Annotated in this window: 13 protein-coding genes; 7 read left to right on the top strand and 6 right to left on the bottom strand. The window is 64.9% G+C overall.

The window, feature by feature from the left end:
* The first annotated feature begins 6 nt into the window (after positions 1 to 6).
* Entirely contained in the window at positions 7 to 636 is a 630-nt protein-coding gene (locus SO156_RS35530; protein WP_498538019.1) for a methyltransferase family protein, read from the top strand.
* A 119-nt stretch (positions 637 to 755) separates the two neighbouring features.
* Here the strand turns inward: SO156_RS35530 and SO156_RS35525 are convergent, their stop codons facing one another.
* Both SO156_RS35525 and SO156_RS35520 read right to left on the bottom strand, forming a co-directional pair.
* On the bottom strand, positions 756 to 1,733 hold the full coding sequence (locus SO156_RS35525) for a LysM peptidoglycan-binding domain-containing protein (RefSeq protein ID WP_458151593.1): 978 nt from the start codon (positions 1,731 to 1,733) through the stop codon (positions 756 to 758).
* Positions 1,734 to 1,855: 122 nt separating this feature from the next.
* Positions 1,856 to 2,419, bottom strand: coding sequence for a DUF3016 domain-containing protein (locus tag SO156_RS35520; protein WP_498538018.1), 564 nt, complete (start codon positions 2,417 to 2,419; stop codon positions 1,856 to 1,858).
* A 92-nt stretch (positions 2,420 to 2,511) separates the two neighbouring features.
* Here SO156_RS35520 and SO156_RS35515 point away from each other — a divergent pair, with 92 nt between their 5' ends.
* A complete protein-coding gene (locus tag SO156_RS35515) occupies positions 2,512 to 3,639 on the top strand; it encodes a threonine synthase (protein WP_498538017.1) in 1,128 nt (375 codons plus the stop codon).
* Positions 3,640 to 3,777: 138 nt separating this feature from the next.
* Here SO156_RS35515 and SO156_RS35510 read toward each other — a convergent pair whose 3' ends face one another.
* Positions 3,778 to 4,506: a hypothetical protein gene (locus SO156_RS35510; RefSeq protein WP_458151589.1), complete on the bottom strand. Its 729-nt coding sequence runs from the start codon at positions 4,504 to 4,506 to the stop codon at positions 3,778 to 3,780.
* 274 nt (positions 4,507 to 4,780) lie between these two features.
* On the opposite strand from SO156_RS35510, the gene SO156_RS35505 reads away from it, so the two are divergent.
* Positions 4,781 to 5,704, top strand: a complete 924-nt coding sequence (locus SO156_RS35505; RefSeq protein WP_498538016.1) for an ABC transporter ATP-binding protein — start codon at positions 4,781 to 4,783, stop codon at positions 5,702 to 5,704.
* On the top strand, positions 5,701 to 6,462 hold the full coding sequence (locus SO156_RS35500; RefSeq protein ID WP_458151587.1) for an ABC transporter permease: 762 nt from the start codon (positions 5,701 to 5,703) through the stop codon (positions 6,460 to 6,462). Before SO156_RS35505 ends, SO156_RS35500 begins: the two co-directional genes overlap by 4 nt.
* 113 nt (positions 6,463 to 6,575) lie before the next feature.
* Here SO156_RS35500 and SO156_RS35495 read toward each other — a convergent pair whose 3' ends face one another.
* Entirely contained in the window at positions 6,576 to 6,899 is a 324-nt protein-coding gene (locus tag SO156_RS35495) for a hypothetical protein (RefSeq protein WP_458151585.1), read from the bottom strand.
* Between the two features lie 280 nt (positions 6,900 to 7,179).
* Between SO156_RS35495 and SO156_RS35490 the strand changes: the two genes are divergently transcribed.
* A complete protein-coding gene (locus SO156_RS35490) occupies positions 7,180 to 7,965 on the top strand; it encodes a L,D-transpeptidase (RefSeq protein WP_498538015.1) in 786 nt (261 codons plus the stop codon).
* 29 nt (positions 7,966 to 7,994) lie between these two features.
* On the opposite strand, the gene SO156_RS35485 is transcribed toward SO156_RS35490, so the two are convergent.
* On the bottom strand, positions 7,995 to 11,201 hold the full coding sequence (locus SO156_RS35485) for a CHAT domain-containing tetratricopeptide repeat protein (RefSeq protein WP_498538014.1): 3,207 nt from the start codon (positions 11,199 to 11,201) through the stop codon (positions 7,995 to 7,997).
* Positions 11,202 to 11,469: 268 nt separating this feature from the next.
* On the opposite strand from SO156_RS35485, the gene SO156_RS35480 reads away from it, so the two are divergent.
* On the top strand, positions 11,470 to 12,405 hold the full coding sequence (locus SO156_RS35480) for a glycerophosphodiester phosphodiesterase (protein ID WP_498538013.1): 936 nt from the start codon (positions 11,470 to 11,472) through the stop codon (positions 12,403 to 12,405).
* Positions 12,406 to 12,524: 119 nt separating this feature from the next.
* Here SO156_RS35480 and SO156_RS35475 read toward each other — a convergent pair whose 3' ends face one another.
* Positions 12,525 to 14,816, bottom strand: a complete 2,292-nt coding sequence (locus tag SO156_RS35475; protein WP_498538012.1) for a spermidine synthase — start codon at positions 14,814 to 14,816, stop codon at positions 12,525 to 12,527.
* Between the two features lie 164 nt (positions 14,817 to 14,980).
* Here SO156_RS35475 and SO156_RS35470 point away from each other — a divergent pair, with 164 nt between their 5' ends.
* Positions 14,981 to 16,591, top strand: a complete 1,611-nt coding sequence (locus SO156_RS35470; RefSeq protein ID WP_498538011.1) for a phytoene desaturase family protein — start codon at positions 14,981 to 14,983, stop codon at positions 16,589 to 16,591.
* Positions 16,592 to 16,679: the final 88 nt, after the last annotated feature.

The following is a 16,679-nucleotide window of genomic DNA, read 5'->3' as shown; positions in this document are numbered from 1 at the left end:
TTCCGCATGTCTTTTGATTTCAGCAAGCTTCTCTCTTTCGCCTGGGGTGGCTGGACCACGACCTGGCCGACCAAAATCCTGGCGCTGATCTGGCTCGCCTGGCTTGCAAGCTGGGTTGGAGCCTCGTTCTGGCAGGGCCGCACCAAGAAGCAGGTGATGACGCTGGACTCGCAACGCTATCGCCTGCCGATCCTGATCGGCGGCATCCTGTTCACCCCGTGGACCGCCGAAGTGCTGAACGAGAAGCCGCTGTGGGTGTTCGGCGAGACCGGCGTCTACGTCGCAGCGCTCGTCGTGCTCGCCGGTATCTCCTTTACCTGGTGGGGACGCCTTCATCTCGGCAAGTTCTGGTCGAACACCATTACCCACAAGGAAGATCATCGCGTCATCGACACCGGCCCGTATGGCATCGTGCGTCATCCGATCTACACTGGCCTGATCGCCGGCATGCTCGCGACCGGCATCGCGGTCGGCACGGTGACGGCGATCCTCGGCGCCATCCTGATCTCGCTCGGCATGTGGCAGAAGGGCCGAATGGAAGAAGTCTTCCTGTCGAAGGAACTCGGCGAAGACGCCTACGGCGCCTATTGCCGCCGCGTCCCGATGATCATTCCGTTCCTATCACCTCGGCAATGAGCACGGGCTGAGGCGTTGCTCACAACGGCTTCAATGTCGTCATTACGAGCGCTGCGGCAGTCTGGATGCAGCGCGTTGCCTCAACTCGCATCCTAAATCACGAACGCGCCTCGCGAACGTCAGCGTACCGACTTAGCGACCGACTTGGCGACCGACTTGGGCGGAGTGGCGGCCGCCTGCTCCGGCATGGCGGGCAGCAGATGGCGCGGGATGATGACGTCCTGAGCGGCGGCAAGCGGCGTGCTTTCAGACAACCCGTTGGCCTGCGCGAGCGACCACACCGGAACGTGATATTGCGCGGCGATGCGCTCGAGCGTGTCGCCGGCACGCATTGGAAGCTTCACGCCCGAGTCCCACAATTCCACCAGCGTGTCGCCGGGAACGAGATAGCGCAGCGGCACGGGATCGCCCTGCGCCTGCGCGGGCACGCGCGGCAATTGCGCGACCATGTCGACGATCTGGCGGTGGATGTCTTCAGACTTCTCGATGTTGATGTGCGTGACGCGCTTGTTCTCCTTCAGGTCGAAGCTCGCATAATGGCCGCGATAGCCGGGCTCCGCGACCACGTCGCCGCCGCCAAGCACGCTGTCGGACAGGTAGATGTTGATGAAGCGCTCGACATTGAGCGGCACGTTTCCGGTCGCATGCGCGGGATCGATGGTGATGACCAGGCTGACCGGGATCTTCTCCTCGGCGAGCATCTCGGCGAAAATGATCGAGCACAGCCCGCCCATGGAATGCCCCATCAGCACGATCGGCGCAGGCTGCTCGCGGTAGGCGGAGATCGCGCGCTGGGCGACCAGCCGGCAGATCGTGAATTCGTAGACGTCGGCCTTGAAGCCGGCTTCCGTGAGCCGCTCCGCGAGCCGATCCATGCCGGTCGAGAAGATCGGCCCGAGCGCGCCGCGGAAGAGATAGACGCGCGGGGACGGCCCAGGTTCGGCCTCGGCGGGCAGCGGGGGCGGTTGCGGCAGTGACGGCAGTGCCACGATCGCGGCCGCCTTCTTGGGCTTTGCCGGCGGAGCGGCCGCCACGGCCGTCGAGACGGCGAGCAGCACTCCGATCGCCAGCAGGACCACTCGCCTCAAAACAACCATTCGTCCTGCAACCCCACCGCGGGAAGGCGGGCGCCTTCCCTATTCCGGCCTTACTGACCACCGATTTGGCAGAATTTGGGGCGCAAAGCCTGCCCAATTGCACGCCAACGCCTGTCGCTCACTTATCGCGAACCGGCGATACGCCTGAACCAGTCATCCAGAAGCGCCTTCTCGTAGCCGTAGCGGCCACCCAGGCGACCGGAGGAGTTCATCAGATAGTTCATGTCGCTCAGATCGTCCTCGCCGCTCCTCGTGCGCCTGCCTCCGCTCAGCGTGTAGCGCAGCTTGATGCGCGGCGGCGTGACGTCGCGCATCACCCTCACCTCCGTGCCACGCCCCCGCGGCTCGTCCTGCCCGGCGAGGTCGATATCCAAAACATCGATGCTCAGATTCTGCCCCGGTGCGAGAAGCCGCCTGCCCAGGGTTTCGAGATAGGCGGCAAACTCGGCCAGCGTGGCCTCGCGCGACCCACCACCGTAGGCATCCGCGTCGGTGTACCGCTCGGGATTGATGAAGCGGACCTTGACGCCGGCAACGCCGGACGACGGACAGAGCAACGCAGCCATCAGCACAGCAGCGGCAACAGATCTCCGGATCACGTGAGCCTCGCCTTCCGAACGCGTCCAGTCGCAGCGTCCCGCGAACTTGGGAACGCCGGAATTGACATCGATATTCCGTTTCGGCACTTAGAATCGTTCAATCGGGCCGCCACTTTCTCTCTCGCCTGATCATCAGGCGGCGTGATCGGCCTCGAAAGCTCGTGCCCGAGATCCGCCCCATGACGATGCCATCCTACATCGAACCGATCAGCGGCACGCTCTATCCGCTGGACCAGCCGCGCTGGTGCTCCGACGATCGCAAGCCGCTGATGGTGACGCCGCTGCGCGGCATCTCGCGCGACGAGGTCGATCGCGGCGTGCGCTCACTGTGGCGCTATCGCGCCGCGCTACCGGTCGATATCGCAAGCCCGATCTCCATGGGCGAGGGCTGCACGCCCCTCGTCCAGAGGGAGTGGGGCGAGTTGAGGCCCTACTTCAAGCTCGAATGGTTCAACCCGACGGCCAGCTTCAAGGATCGCGGCACCACGGTGATGCTGTCTTTCATCCGCCAGCTCGGCGTCAATGCAGTGCTCGAGGACAGCTCAGGCAATGGCGGCGCATCGGTCGCCGCCTATGGCGCGGCTGGCGGAATGAAGATCAAGATCCTGGCGCCCGCGTCCACGTCTCCGATGAAGATCGCGCAGGTGCGCGCTTATGGAGCGGACATCCAACTCGTGGAAGGGCCGCGCGAGGAGTCGGAGGCGGAAGCGATCCGCCAGTCCAGCAACATCTTCTATTCGAGCCACAACTGGCAGCCCTTCTTCCTCGAAGGCACCAAATCCCTCGCCTACGAGATGTGGGAGGATTTCGGCTACTTGGCCCCCGACAACGTCGTAGTTCCCGTCGGTGCCGGCAGCAGCCTGCTCGGCTGCTATCTCGGCTTCAAGGAGCTGCTCGCGGCAGGGCAGATCGCGCGGATGCCAAAACTGTTCTCCGCGCAGCCGCTGAACTGCTCGCCACTCGATGCGAGCTTCACGGCCGGCGTCGACACGCCGGTGGCGCGCGAGGTCCGCAAGACCATCGCCGAGGGCACCGCGATCAAGAGCCCGCTGCGCCTGCGTCAGATGGTGGCGGCACTGAAGGAAACGGGCGGCGACACGGTGGCCATTCCCGAAGAGGGCATCATCGCGGGGCTGAAGAAGCTCGCGGGCACGGGCCTGTTTCCCGAGCCGACATCGGCAAGCGCCGCCGCCGCGCTCGACGAGCTTACCCGGCGCGGCGCCATTCGCTCGAATGAGCGCACCGTCGTCGTCATCACGGGCACGGGGATCAAGGCGGCATCGCTCATCACCGAGATCCTCGGCTAGAGCATGATCCGGAAAAGTGTGAAGCGGTTTTCCGAAAAGATCATGCTCAAACAAAAACCTAAAGCGCGATGACGATTCATCCCAATCTCATTGCGCTTTAGTGCCGAGGACATCAAGACAACGCGCGGCAGGGCTCGCCTAGTTCCGCGACGGCGTCGTTGCCGCTGCCGAACGCGCGACAGGCCTCGCCGCACGCGGCTCGGCCTGCGGGGCCGCTGGCGCGCGCGAGCGCATCACCACGGCATCGATCTCGGCAATCACGCGGCGCTGTATGTACTCGTTCTTGTCGATCGTGATGTGGCCGGCGCCGGTGCCTCGCACGTCGACATTGTCGAGCTTGCCGCGAAGGCCATCGGCTGCGCGCACCGGCTCGCCGGGACCGTCGCCGATATAGAGGTTGATGTACCGCTCGGCACCGGTCGAGAGCCTGGTCTTGAAGACCGAATCGAGCCCGATTGCGAGCTTCACGGGCACGCCGAGATGATTGAGCTTGGCGATCATATCGGGCAGCGCGGTCGCACCCGAGGAATGCCCGACCAGGATGATGGTCTTCAGCTGACCGGCCCTGTAGGCGGCGGCGGCTTCATCGGCGAGCGAGGACCAGGAGACGAAGTTCGCAACCGTCACGGGGATGCCCTGCGCCTCGAGGCGCGAGCCGATGGTATCGAGCCCGAGCGAGAAGATGTTGAGCACGCCGCGCAGCAGATAGACATGCGTGGTCGCGGCCGCCGGACTCGGCGCCGTCGGAGCGGCCGTCGCGGGCCGCGGGCTGATGGCGAGTGCCGTCACCAGGCACAGGCATAACGCCCACGCCTTGAGTGCCGACAGGTGGCTTGTGCCGGCTGCGCTACGACCGTCTGGTCTCATTGATCTTCCCTGGGAACATTCGCTTTGCGATTGCCGGGAATCGTAGCCTCCCCCTGCTCGCACACGCAACAAAGAGGCGCGTGAACGGCAATCTTTGGCCACCGCGCGTGTCCCTGCTGCAACAGTCGCCCGGAACCCACCACCTAAGAGCCTGTTTTGAGACCATTTTTCTCCGGGTGATTGCGAGGGGGAGATCGCGTTCCTATTTCAGGGCTCCGCTGGACAGCCCTTGATCGGGCAGGTTCCAGCCTCCCTTTCCCAGCCTCCGGCCATCATGTCCTCCATCATCTCCGTCGCCAACCTGTCGAAGACCTATGGGTCCGGCTTCAAGGCGCTGAAAAACGTCAATCTCGACATCAAGCACGGCGAAATCTTTGCGCTGCTCGGGCCCAACGGCGCCGGCAAGACCACGCTGATCTCGATCATCTGCGGCATCGCCAATCCGAGCGAAGGCAAGGTCATGGTCGGTGGCGAGGACATCATCAGCTCCTGGCGCAAGGCGCGCTCGCTGATCGGGCTGGTGCCGCAGGAGCTGCACACCGACGCATTCGAGAGCGTGTGGGCAACGGTGAGCTTTTCCCGCGGCCTGTTCGGCAAGCCGAAGAACCCCGCCCATATCGAGAAGGTGCTGAAGGACCTCTCGCTGTGGGACAAGAAGGACAACAAGATCATCACGCTTTCCGGCGGCATGAAGCGTCGCGTGATGATCGCCAAGGCGCTGTCGCACGAGCCGCAGATCCTGTTCCTGGACGAGCCTACCGCTGGCGTCGACGTCGAGCTGCGCAAGGGCATGTGGGAGGTAGTGCGCACCCTTCAGCAATCCGGCGTCACCATCATCCTCACTACCCACTACATCGAGGAAGCCGAGGAGATGGCCGACCGTATCGGCGTCATCAACAAGGGCGAGATCGTGCTGGTCGAGGACAAGGCTACCTTGATGCAGAAGCTCGGCAAGAAGCGGCTCACGGTGCATTTGCAGGGCAAGCTCGACGCGCTGCCGGAGAGCCTGGCGCCCTACGAGCTCGAGCTTTGCGAAGAGGGGACGAGACTGGTCTACGACTACGACACCAAGGGCGAGCGCACCGGCATCACCAGCCTGCTCGGCGACCTCCGTAGTGCCGGCATCCGCTTCTCCGACCTCGACACGACGCAATCGTCGCTCGAGGATATCTTCGTCGACCTCGTGAGGACGTCATGAATTTGCACGCCGTTCGCGCCATCTACCTGTTCGAAATGGCGCGCACCTGGCGCACGCTGCTGCAAAGCATCGTCTCGCCGGTGGTTTCAACCTCGCTCTATTTCGTGGTGTTCGGCGCCGCGATCGGATCGCGCATCGACCATGTCGAGGGCGTGAGCTACGGCACCTTCATCGTGCCGGGCCTCGTGATGCTGTCGGTATTGACCCAGAGCATCGCCAACGCCTCGTTCGGCATCTATTTCCCGAAATTCGTCGGCACGATCTACGAAATCCTGTCCGCGCCGATCTCCTACTTCGAGATCGTGCTCGGCTATGTCGGGGCGGCCGCGACCAAATCGATCATCCTCGGCCTGATCATTCTGGCCACCGCGGGGCTTTTCGTTCCGCTGCATATCCACCATCCGATCTGGATGCTGACTTTCCTTGTGCTGACCGCAGTGACCTTCAGCCTGTTCGGCTTCATCATCGGCATCTGGGCCGACGGCTTCGAGAAGCTCCAGATGATCCCGATGCTGGTGGTGACGCCGCTCACCTTCCTCGGCGGCAGCTTCTACTCCATCAACATGCTGCCGTCAGGCTGGCGCACGGTCGCGCTGCTCAATCCGGTGGTCTATCTGATCTCCGGCTTCCGCTGGAGCTTTTACGAGATCGCCGATGTCAGCGTCGCCTTGAGCATCGGCATGACTACCGCCTTCCTGGTGATCTGCCTCGTCATGATCGGCTGGATCTTCCGCACCGGCTATCGGCTGAAGAATTGAGGCGAAGTCGCGTAGTCCGGATGGAGCGCGGCGAAATCCGGGACCCGTGTCGCCTCGATGCACGAGCGAGCGACCCGGATTGCGCTTCGCTCCATCCGGGCTACAGAACCGCGTCACCTGTAGCAATGGAAGTGGTGGTAGCCGTCATAATAACCGCGGCAGCGATGGCGCCAGCCGTGATGGGGAATGCCGAACACGCCCTCGACCGCGCCCACGGCGCCGCCAACACCGGCCCCGACAGCGCCTCCGACCACGCCGCCGACCGGCCCGGCGACGCGGTTGCCTTCATAGGCACCTTCCTGCGCGCCGCGCACGATGCCCTGGGTGTGTCCGGGCTGCGGCAGCGCCATGAGCGCAAGCAGGAGGCTTGCGGCGAAAAGCAGGCGGAATGGCAAACCGGCCGGCAACGCGGCCGCGGTGAAGCGAGCTTTGTTCATCTTGATATCCCAGTGGATGGACCGGCGAGTTGACCGGTGAAGGCAGGCAGTCTGAAACGCCGCGGCGGCCAAATGGTTGCGCATCCGTGACGAATTGGCGATGCGCCCCGCTCGCGAAAATGTCAGCACGATTCGTGATGATGCAGCCTTGCTTACGCCCGGCGCCACGTTAACGATCGCTGGGCAGGCCACTGGAACCGAAACCTGATTGCGGGCATAGTACATGCGGGGGACGGAGAGCCGCGGCGCTTGCGCGAACAGGCCGGAGGCCGGAAGTAAAATGCGTACCTTATTTGTTGCAATCGTCTCATTGATGTTTTTCAGCGCGGGTGCCGCGCAGGCCAAGGTCGACATCACCATCGACAAGGACAATCAGCGGATGATCGTCGCGGTCGATGGCGTCGCGCGCTATCACTGGCCCGTGTCCACCGGGATCCCCTCCCGCGAGACGCCGAGCGGCAGCTTCCGCGCCTTCCGCATGGAGGAGGACCACTACTCCAAGGAATTCGACGACGCGCCGATGCCGCACTCGATCTTCTTCACCAAGATCGGGCATGCGATCCACGGCACCGACTCGGTCGGCCGGCTCGGCACGCCGGCGTCCCATGGCTGCGTGCGGCTGTCGCGCGAGAACGCCTCGACGCTCTACGCGCTGGTTCAGGAGCAAGGCGTGCTCAACACCACGGTTACGCTGACCGGCTCGGCGCAGGTAGCCTTGATGCGCAATCCGCGTGGCCGCGGCACCAACGCCGTGGCGCGTGCGGCGCAGCCGTACGGCGACCAGTACAGCGCGGCCGGCGAACCCGTCGACCTGACGCCGCAGGTGCAGCCCGGCCGCCGCATAGTGCCGCAGGACAACGGCTATATCTATCCGGCCGATGGTAGCGACACCGGCGCACGCTATCCGGCGCCGCGCGGCACGCGCCAAGTCTATGATGCTCAGGTCTATCAGCCGCAGCAGCAGTACCAGACTTACGATCCGAGCTACGGCCAGCAGGGCTCTTACTATCAGCAGCAGCCCCGCCAGTACTATCAGCCCCGCACCTACTATAATTACCAGAACTGACGGCTGAAGCGGCCGGCTATCTGAACGCGCTAACCTCCTTCGCCTACCAGCACGAACGGCGCCCAGACGGCAGGATCGGCATTGCGCGGCGAGGCGCGGTCGGCGATCAGCGCGCGCATGGACCGTCGCAGCGCCTCGGCGCGTCCGATGCCGGGGTGCGAGGCGAGCTCGGAGAAGGCGCCGGTCGTCAGCCGCACGGCCGCCTCGGAATCGACCGGCCAGTGCGACACCAGCAGCGCGCGGGCACCGGCGTAGAAGAATGCGCGCGCAAGGCCCGACAGGCCTTCGGCGCCGGGCCTGTCGCCAGCCGCCGTGTTGCATGCCGAGAGCACTGCCCAGTCGGCATCGAGCTTGAGCCTTGCGATACGGCTCGCGGTGAGCAGGCCGTCGTCCTCGCTTGTCGGCCTGTCCGGCAAGGTCAAGACGAGGGCGGGCTCAGTGAGACCGTTGACCTCGCCGGCCACGAGGCCGTGGGTCGCGAAATCGACGACGCGATACTGATCGAGCGGCATCGCGCTGACATTGGTGACGGTCGCGGCCGGGCCGAGCTTGACATCGTCCTGCGGCGAGGCGCCGAGCGCGCGCGCCACCGCCTGCAATTCGCCCGCAGTTTCAGGCAGCGCCGGCAAGCCCGTGCGCAGCCGCTCCAGATCGACGCTCGTGCCATCATAGTAGCTCTGGTAGGGCTGCACATTGCGTCCGGCGCTCACGCGCTTTTCGCCGGCAGCACGCTGGAACACGGGATCGCCGAATCCGACGAACGGTCTCGACGCGCGCGAGTCCTTCGCAAAGCTGCGCAGCGCGCGCAGGCTGGCCACCGAGGGCAGCACGGTGATCGCGCGCTCATTGAGCAGCCAGGCCGCTTGCCGGTAGCGATCATCCTTGCCCTGCGCGGAATCAGGTTTCTTCGTCACCAGCACGTGGAACGGCAGGCTGGTCAACGCGCCCGCGGGAACCACCAGCAGTTTCGGCTTGCCTGAGATGTCCGCCATGACCGGACCAAGCAGCGCGGTGTAGAGTTCGAAGGATGCATCGAGATCGAACGAAGTCTGCGGTGTCTCGGAATTGGCAAGTCCGAGCCGAAGATGCGCGACGCGGTCGCCGATCGCCTTGCTATCGAGCGCGACCTGGCGCAGCGCGCTCGTCTCGCGCGTGACGGCAAAGACGTAGGTTGTCTTGCTCAGCGACAGAAAAGAAACCAGCGCTTCATCTGGTCTCAAGAGGGCCTGCGCCTGCGTGACCGGCAGCGGCTGGGGGTTCGACAGTTCGGCGTAGGCCGGAAAGCCCTTGTCGAGCTGTGCCGAGACGTCGTCATAGGATTTTTGCGTTCGCGCGAACTCTGCGCGCAGGCTGCCGATCAGCGCGTCGTTGCGCTTGCCGTCGGGTTGGCCGAGCTCGGTCGTGACGCGTTTATCGAGCGTGTCGAGCATGACCTTCAAATCCTGCTGCCGCCGCACCAGCACTGCGATCGCGTCATTGCCGGCGCCGAACCGGGCCGCCATCTGCGACAGGGCCGCGCCCGCCTTGGTCTCATGAGCCCGCTGCGCCGCGCCAAACGCCTCATCCCTCGCCGCATCGTCGGGCGTGCCGTCCGAAACGCGCCAGATTGCCTCGATCAACGCCGGGTCGATCTCGGTGAAGCGGGTGAACTGCGCATTGCGCTGAGCGTTCAACGCTGCCGAAGCCCGCCGCAGCATTGCGAGCGCATCGGCCCATTTGCCTTCGCGTGCGTCGATATCGGCGAGATTGACCATCGTGGCGATGGTGTCCTGATGGTTCGCGCCGAGCCTCTCCTGTGCGATGGCGAGCGCGCGGCGCAGCTCGTTGCGTGCTTCAGTGAGCTGACCGGTCCCGAGATCGAGCACCGCGATGCTGCGGAGATCGCCGATGAGCTGCGGATGCGTATTGCCCAGCAGGCGCTCGTCGATCTCGAGCGCTCGGCCGAGATATGGCCTGGCCTCGTCGGCGCGCCCGGCCTCCATCAAGGCCTGGCCGAGCGAGTTCGCCGCGACGGCGGTCTGGGCGGCGCCCTGGCCGAACTTCCGCTCCATCAGCAGCAGGGAGCGCTGGTAGAGCGGGATCGCCTGTTCGGCGCGGCCGAGGCTGCGATAGCTGTTGGCGAGATTGGTTAGGATGCGCCCGACATCGGCACTTTCGGCGCCGAACGCCTTCTCGTCGATCGCAAGCGCGCGCTCTTGCAAGCCCACCGCAGCCTCGACCTTTCGCTGATCGACATAGTTGTTGGCGAGGTTGACGAGCGCAATCGCCGTGATCGGGTGGTTGGGGCCGTATTGCTTCTCATAGGCCTGAAGCATCTGCTGATAGAGCTTCTCCGCTTCCGCAAAGCGCGATTGCCGCTCCAGCACGATTGCCAGATTGCCCGTCGTCCCCGTAACGAGCGGATGATCCTCGCCACGGCGCGCGCGGCCAACGGCGAGTGCACGCCGGAAGATCGCCTCGGCATCGGCAAAGCGGCCGACGGCCTGATAGAGGTTACCGAGATCGTTGAGTGTCTTCTCGTAGTTGGGGGTCGCCTCGGCACCCCGGCCATAGGCGCTGTCGAGCAGGTCCAGCGCTTGCTTCAAAAGCCGCTCGCCCTCGTCGAAGCGTCCGAGCAGGCCATAGACGTCGCCGAGGTCGTCCATCGCCGTGGCAATCTCATGCGGCGGCGCATTCGGGGTATTTTGCCAGCTCGCGAGCGCAGTCTCGAAATAGCGGGCAGCCTCGCCAAAATTCTCCTTGTCGCGCGCGAGCCCGCCGAGGGCGGCAAGGGTGCTTGCGAGCCTGACGTCGTTCGCGCCGAAGGCGGATGTGCCGAGCGCCAGCGCGCGTTCGGCAACCGCCGCCGCCTCAGTGCGTCGGTCGAGCATGCCGAGGGAGCTGATCAGGATGTTCGAGGTGCGCAGCGTCGAGGCAACGTCGGTGTTGCGCAGCTTGATTGCGAGCGCCGCATTCAGCTTGTCGACGGCCTCGCCGTAGCGTCCGAGATTGTGCAGGCACAGGCCCTGATTGTGCAGCACCCCGGCATAGTTCATGTTGTCGGTGCCCTGCCGCCGGCGAACAAGCACCTCGAGTTTCTCGGCGGCCGCCAGGGCCTCGGCCATGCGGCCGGCCTGGATGCTCGCGCCCATCCGCGCCTGGAGCGCATCAAAATCGTTGCCGCGCTGCGCGAAAGCCGGGGCTCCGAACAACGAGGCCGCCAGCATGAGGGCGGCGAAGACGCGAGCGTGGCGCATATCGAGGCCCCCGTCACACGCATCAAATGACAATGGCCTCAAGAGTAAAGGCCGCAACCGCTGCTGTCGACAGCGTGCCAGGACGCCGGGCCACCACGGTCTCCGATCAGTACTCGGGCGAGCCAACAGGCGCGAATGCCTGTAGACTGGCCAAAGCCGCCGAAAAGCGGTTCAAATGTTCCGTTTCCCTCTTGCCCTGCGTGCCCCGATGCCATCCCCTGCTGTGACGATCCTGACGGCCTTTTGTGTTCTCATCGCTGGACGGGCCATGGCACTCGATCCGACCTTCGATCTCGAAGCGCATCGCGGCGGGCGCGCGCTGCTGCCGGAAAACACCTTGCCCGCCTTCGCCAACGCTCTGTCGATGGGCGTCGACACGCTGGAGCTCGACGTCGGCGTCACCGCGGACGGCGAGGTCGTCGTGTCGCATGAGCGCGGCCTCAATCCGGATCTCGCGCGCGATGCCGCAGGCGGCTATGTCGCCGCGCCCGGTACGCCGTTCGTCAAGCTGCGGCTCGACGAGGTCAAGACATATGACGTCGGCCAGATCCGCCCCGACAGCGCCTACGCCAAGCAGTTCCCCGAGCAGCGCGCCGTGCAGGGGACGCGGATTCCGACGCTGAAGGAGGTGTTCGCGCTGGCGGAAAAATCCGGCAACACGCGCGTGCGCTTCAACATCGAGACCAAGATCGATCCGACCCATCCGGACGAGTCGCCGGATCCGCGAGCCTTTGTCACGCGGCTCCTCGGCGTCATCGACGCCGCGGGATTTTCGGGCCGCGTCATGATCCAGTCCTTCGACTGGCGGACGCTGCTTTTGGTCCAGCAGCAGGCGCCGAAAATTCCGACGGTCTACCTGACGCTGCAGCGCGGCTCGACGCCGACCAACGCACTCGACCGCGCCACCGACTGGACGGCGGGCTTCAATCCAGCCGATCGCGGCGGCTCGCTGCCGCGCACGATCAAGGCGGCCGGCGGCGCGGTCTGGTCGCCCTATTTCGGTGACGTGACTGCGGCGCTGGTCACGGAAGCCCACGAGCTCGGCCTGCGCGTCGTGGTCTGGACCGTCAACAAAGCGGACGACATGGCTCGGATGATCGAGATCGGTGTCGACGGCATCATCTCCGATCGCCCCGACCTGCTGCGGCGAGTCGCCGGCGAAAAAGGCATCGTCCTGCCCGCGGGCACGCCGGTCAGTCCGTAAGTTTCTCCACTCGCGTCGCACCTGTAGCCCGGATGAAGCGCAGCGAAATCCGGGGCCGCCATCGGTCCAACGATATGACCCGGATTACGCTGCGCTTCATCCGGGCTACGGACTTTCATCTACTCCCCGTCCCGCAGACGCCGATACAGCGCGCCGATGATGTTGGAGTAGTCGTCGGTCCAGACCCGCACCTTGTCGTCGGCCTCGGTCTCCTCCCATTGCTTGGAGGAAGCGAGCTTGCCGACATCGGCTTCCTCGCGCGCGGAGACGACGACGTCGGTCGAGAAGATGTAGTCGGCGTCCCGCCCCGAGTCCTCGTTGTAGACCCAGCTCTTGAGATCGTTGGCATCGGCAATCCCGACCACGACCGGCTCGAGGTCGAGATGGCGGTTGGAGATGTGCATCACGACCGCGCCGTGCGGAGCGAGCTTGTCCTTGTAGATCTTCATCGCTTCTTCGGTCGCAAGATGGATCGGGATCGCGTCCGAGGAGTAGGCATCGACGATGATGAGGTCGTAGATGCCGTCCGGCTCCTTGGCAAAGGTCAGCCGCGCATCGCCGATCACCGGCTTGAAATCGGGCGCGCAGCTCGAGATGTAGCGGAAATATTTGGGATCGCTCGCGGTATCGACCATGGTCTGATCGATCTCGAAGAACTTCCAGCTTTCGCCGGGCTCGGCGGCGCAGACGAGCGTGCCGGAGCCGACGCCGATGGCGGCAACCCTCAGCGGCGCGCCCTTACGCTCGCGTATCGCGGCGATGGCCTGACCGATGCCGCCATCCCGGTGGTAGTAGGTGATCGGCTCGGGCCGCCCCGCGACAGGCGTGCCGTCATTGTTGAGGAAGCGCTCGGCGCCGTGGATCGTGGTGCCGTGCATCAGCACGTGGAAATAGCCGCCGGGCGTCACAACGATCTTGTGCACGCCGAAGAAGCTGCGCACGGTCTCGACGCGGCCTTCATCCGCCGGATAGACGCGGGTCAGCGCCAGCGCGAGCACGAACGTTGCAAAGATCTTCCAGCGGTTGGCATTGAGCGCGAGCGCCAGAAGCGCTGCGAGCAGGCCGACGGCGCCGGCGATCCAGACGCGGTAATCCTCGAACCAGGTCGTGACCTGCTCTGGGATTTGGCCGGTCGAATAGGACGGCGCCACCAGCGCGATCGCGAGCGCGGCGAGCACGAGCCAGTACCACTTCATGACGGGAGCAAGCCGCTCGCCTGCCGATGGCCGGCATAGCGCGGCCAGCGCGATCAGGATCGGATATTCGGCGATCCAGGAGAAAGTGAAAGGCGCGACGAGGCCGGCGAACAGGCCACCCACCATGCCGCCGAATGACAGCGCGACATAGAAGCCGGTGAGATATTTTGCAGCCGGCCGCGTGCGCGCCAATTCGCCATGGCAGGCCATCGCGATGACAAAGAAGCAGAGCTGGTGGCCGCCCAGCGTCAGCAGCAGGTTCTGTTCGCCGCCGAAAGCCAGCAAGATCACGGTGCCGGCGATCGCGAGCGGCTGAAGCATCAGCATCCATTTGTGCGGCAACAGCGGCCGCGACTGGAACACCAGCACCCAGGTCAGGAGATAAAGCGACAGCGGCACCACCCAGAGAAGCGGCGCGGCGGCGACGTCGGTCGAGATGTGCGCGGTCACCGCGATCAGAAGGCCGGAGGGCACCGCGGCAAGGAAGATCCAGCGTGCACGAACGACCCAGCTCGGCGCCGGCGAGCTCGTGTCCTCGGTCCGCGCATCAGCCGCCGCCAACGCCGGCGAGCGCAGCAGCAACACGCCACAGCCGGCGATCAGCAGGATCAAGAAACCATAGCCGCCGGTCCAGAGCCAATTCTGGGTGCGCAGCGTGAATACCGGCTCGAGCAGCACCGGGTAGGACAACAGCGCGAGGAAGCTGCCGATGTTGGAGGCGGAGTAGAGGAAATAGGGATCGGGACCATCGGGGTGGCCGGTGCGGACGAACCACGCCTGCAACAGCGGATTGTTGGCGGCAAGCGCGAAGAATGGCAGCCCGATCGACACCGCGAACAGGCCAAGCAACCAGAACGCATAGCCCGAGGTCGGCGGCTCGCCGAACGAATGCGCGATCCCGAGCGGCAGCGTCAGCAAGGCCACCACCAGCAGAACCAGATGGATGGCGACAGGAATCGCGCGATTCCTGATCTGCATCAGGAAATGCGCATAGGCGTAGCCTGCGAGCAGCAACGACTGGAAGAACACCATCGCCACCGACCAAACCGCCGGCGAGCCGCCGAGCCGCGGCAGCACCATTTTCGTGAACAGCGGCTGCACCGAGAACAGCAGCAGCGCGCTGACGAAGATCGCGGCGGTGAAGACCGTCAGCACCAGCCGGTTGCGCGAGACCGACGGCTGCTCGGTGACGGCAGGAGGCACGATCGAATCCATGAAAGCTCCGGCAAAACCCCGGCGTCCGCCGGGCGCGCGCAATGGAGCACAAGGCGCATGAACGGGCAATAAATGGTGGGACTGTCGCGACAGGGAATGCCTGATATACAGGCGTCATTTCCGGGATCGCCTCTGCGGCGACAGTCGAGAATGTTGAAGCTTTCATGACCGAAACCGACGTCGTCATCATTGGCGCTGGCCACAATGGCCTCACCTGCGCGGCCTATCTCGCGATGGCGGGCCTGAGGGTGACGGTGGTCGAGCGGCGCAAGGTGGTCGGTGGGGCCGCGGTGACGGAAGAGTTCCATCCGGGTTTCCGCAATTCAGTCGCGGCCTATACGGTGAGCCTGCTCAATCCGCAGGTCATCAGCGATCTCAAGCTCGCAGAGCACGGCCTGCGCATAGTCGAGCGGCGTGCGCAGAATTTTCTGCCTGCGCCCGACGGCAACTATCTCCTCACCGGCGAGGGTCGAACGAAAGACTCCGTGGCCCGGCTCAGCGCGCACGATGCCGGCGCACTTGACGGCTTTTCGCGCGAGCTCGAGGCCATCGCCGACGTGCTGCGCCAGTTCGTGCTGCGCGCGCCGCCGAACCTCGTGGAGAGCTTTGGCGCGGGTGCGATTCGCGAGGCCCTCAACGCGGTTCAGAGCACCAACATCCTGCGCCGCTTGAGCCTGGAGCAGAGCCGCAGCCTGCTCGACCTCTTCACGCGGTCAGCCGGCGAGATGCTGGACGAGCGTTTCGAGCATGATCTCGTCAAGGCGCTGTTCGGCTTCGACGCCATCGTCGGCAATTATGCGAGTCCGTATGCAGCCGGCTCCGCCTACGTGATGCTGCACCACGCCTTCGGCGAGGTGAACGGCAAGAAGGGCGTCTGGGGCCACGCTATCGGCGGCATGGGCGCGATCACGCAGGCCATGGCGCGCTCCGCTCGCGACCAGGGCGTCGCGATTCAAACGGATGCCGGCGTGCGCGAAGTGATCGTCGAGCGTGATCGCGCTGTCGGCGTCGTACTCGAAAGCGGCGAGAGCATCCGTGCAAAATACGTTGCTGCGAACGTCAACCCAAAACTGCTCTACACGCGCCTCGTCGCGGCGGACGCGCTGCCGGCCGATTTCCTCGCCCGCATCCGGCACTGGAAGAACGGCTCTGGTACCTTCCGCATGAATGTCGCGCTGGATCGCCTGCCGTCGTTCACGGCGCTCCCAGGCGACGGCGATCATCTGACCTCCGGCATCATCATCGCGCCGAGTCTTGGTCATATGGACCGCGCCTATCTGGATGCGCGCGCGCAGGGCTGGAGCAGTTCACCTGTGGTGGAGATGCTGATCCCATCGACGCTCGATGACACGCTGGCGCCGGCGGGCAAGCACGTCGCGAGCCTGTTCTGCCAGCACGTCGCGCCGGAGTTGCCCGAGGGCAAATCGTGGGACGACCATCGCGAGGAGGTCGCCGACCTCATGATCGCGACAGTGGACAAATACGCGCCGGGCTTTGCCGCGAGCGTGCTCGGCCGTCAGATCCTGTCCCCGCTCGATCTCGAGCGGCAATTCGGCCTGCTCGGCGGCGACATCTTCCACGGCGCGCTAACGCTCAACCAGCTCTTCTCGGCGCGTCCGATGCTGGGACACGCCGACTACCGCGGGCCGCTGAAGGGCCTTTATCACTGCGGCTCCGGCGCCCATCCCGGCGGCGGCGTCACCGGCGCCCCCGGCCACAATGCGGCGCGCACGATTTTAAGGGATCACCGCTCTCCGTTCGCACGCCGTGGATAGGCGTGTGGATGGCCTGTGGACAGGTCTGTCCGGCGCATGGGGAGAGGTCGCGCGGGGATCGCGCGGAAATCTGGGACCAGACCGGGGA

Source organism: Bradyrhizobium sp. UFLA05-125, assembly GCF_059803515.1.
This window is presented reverse-complemented; position numbering and strand designations above follow the sequence as displayed.

Bases quoted from the DNA above. Each gene is read 5' to 3' on its own strand.
- SO156_RS35515 (WP_498538017.1), top strand. From the start codon at position 2,512: ATGACGATGCCATCCTACATCGAACCGATCAGCGGCACGCTCTATCCG.
- SO156_RS35505 (WP_498538016.1), top strand. From the start codon at position 4,781: ATGTCCTCCATCATCTCCGTCGCCAACCTGTCGAAGACCTATGGGTCC.
- SO156_RS35475 (WP_498538012.1), bottom strand. From the start codon at position 14,816: ATGGATTCGATCGTGCCTCCTGCCGTCACCGAGCAGCCGTCGGTCTCG.
- SO156_RS35480 (WP_498538013.1), top strand. From the start codon at position 11,470: ATGGCACTCGATCCGACCTTCGATCTCGAAGCGCATCGCGGCGGGCGC.
- SO156_RS35490 (WP_498538015.1), top strand. From the start codon at position 7,180: ATGCGTACCTTATTTGTTGCAATCGTCTCATTGATGTTTTTCAGCGCG.
- SO156_RS35470 (WP_498538011.1), top strand. From the start codon at position 14,981: ATGACCGAAACCGACGTCGTCATCATTGGCGCTGGCCACAATGGCCTC.
- SO156_RS35530 (WP_498538019.1), top strand. From the start codon at position 7: ATGTCTTTTGATTTCAGCAAGCTTCTCTCTTTCGCCTGGGGTGGCTGG.
- SO156_RS35485 (WP_498538014.1), bottom strand. From the start codon at position 11,201: ATGCGCCACGCTCGCGTCTTCGCCGCCCTCATGCTGGCGGCCTCGTTG.
- SO156_RS35525 (WP_458151593.1), bottom strand. From the start codon at position 1,733: ATGGTTGTTTTGAGGCGAGTGGTCCTGCTGGCGATCGGAGTGCTGCTC.
- SO156_RS35510 (WP_458151589.1), bottom strand. From the start codon at position 4,506: ATGAGACCAGACGGTCGTAGCGCAGCCGGCACAAGCCACCTGTCGGCA.
- SO156_RS35500 (WP_458151587.1), top strand. From the start codon at position 5,701: ATGAATTTGCACGCCGTTCGCGCCATCTACCTGTTCGAAATGGCGCGC.
- SO156_RS35495 (WP_458151585.1), bottom strand. From the start codon at position 6,899: ATGAACAAAGCTCGCTTCACCGCGGCCGCGTTGCCGGCCGGTTTGCCA.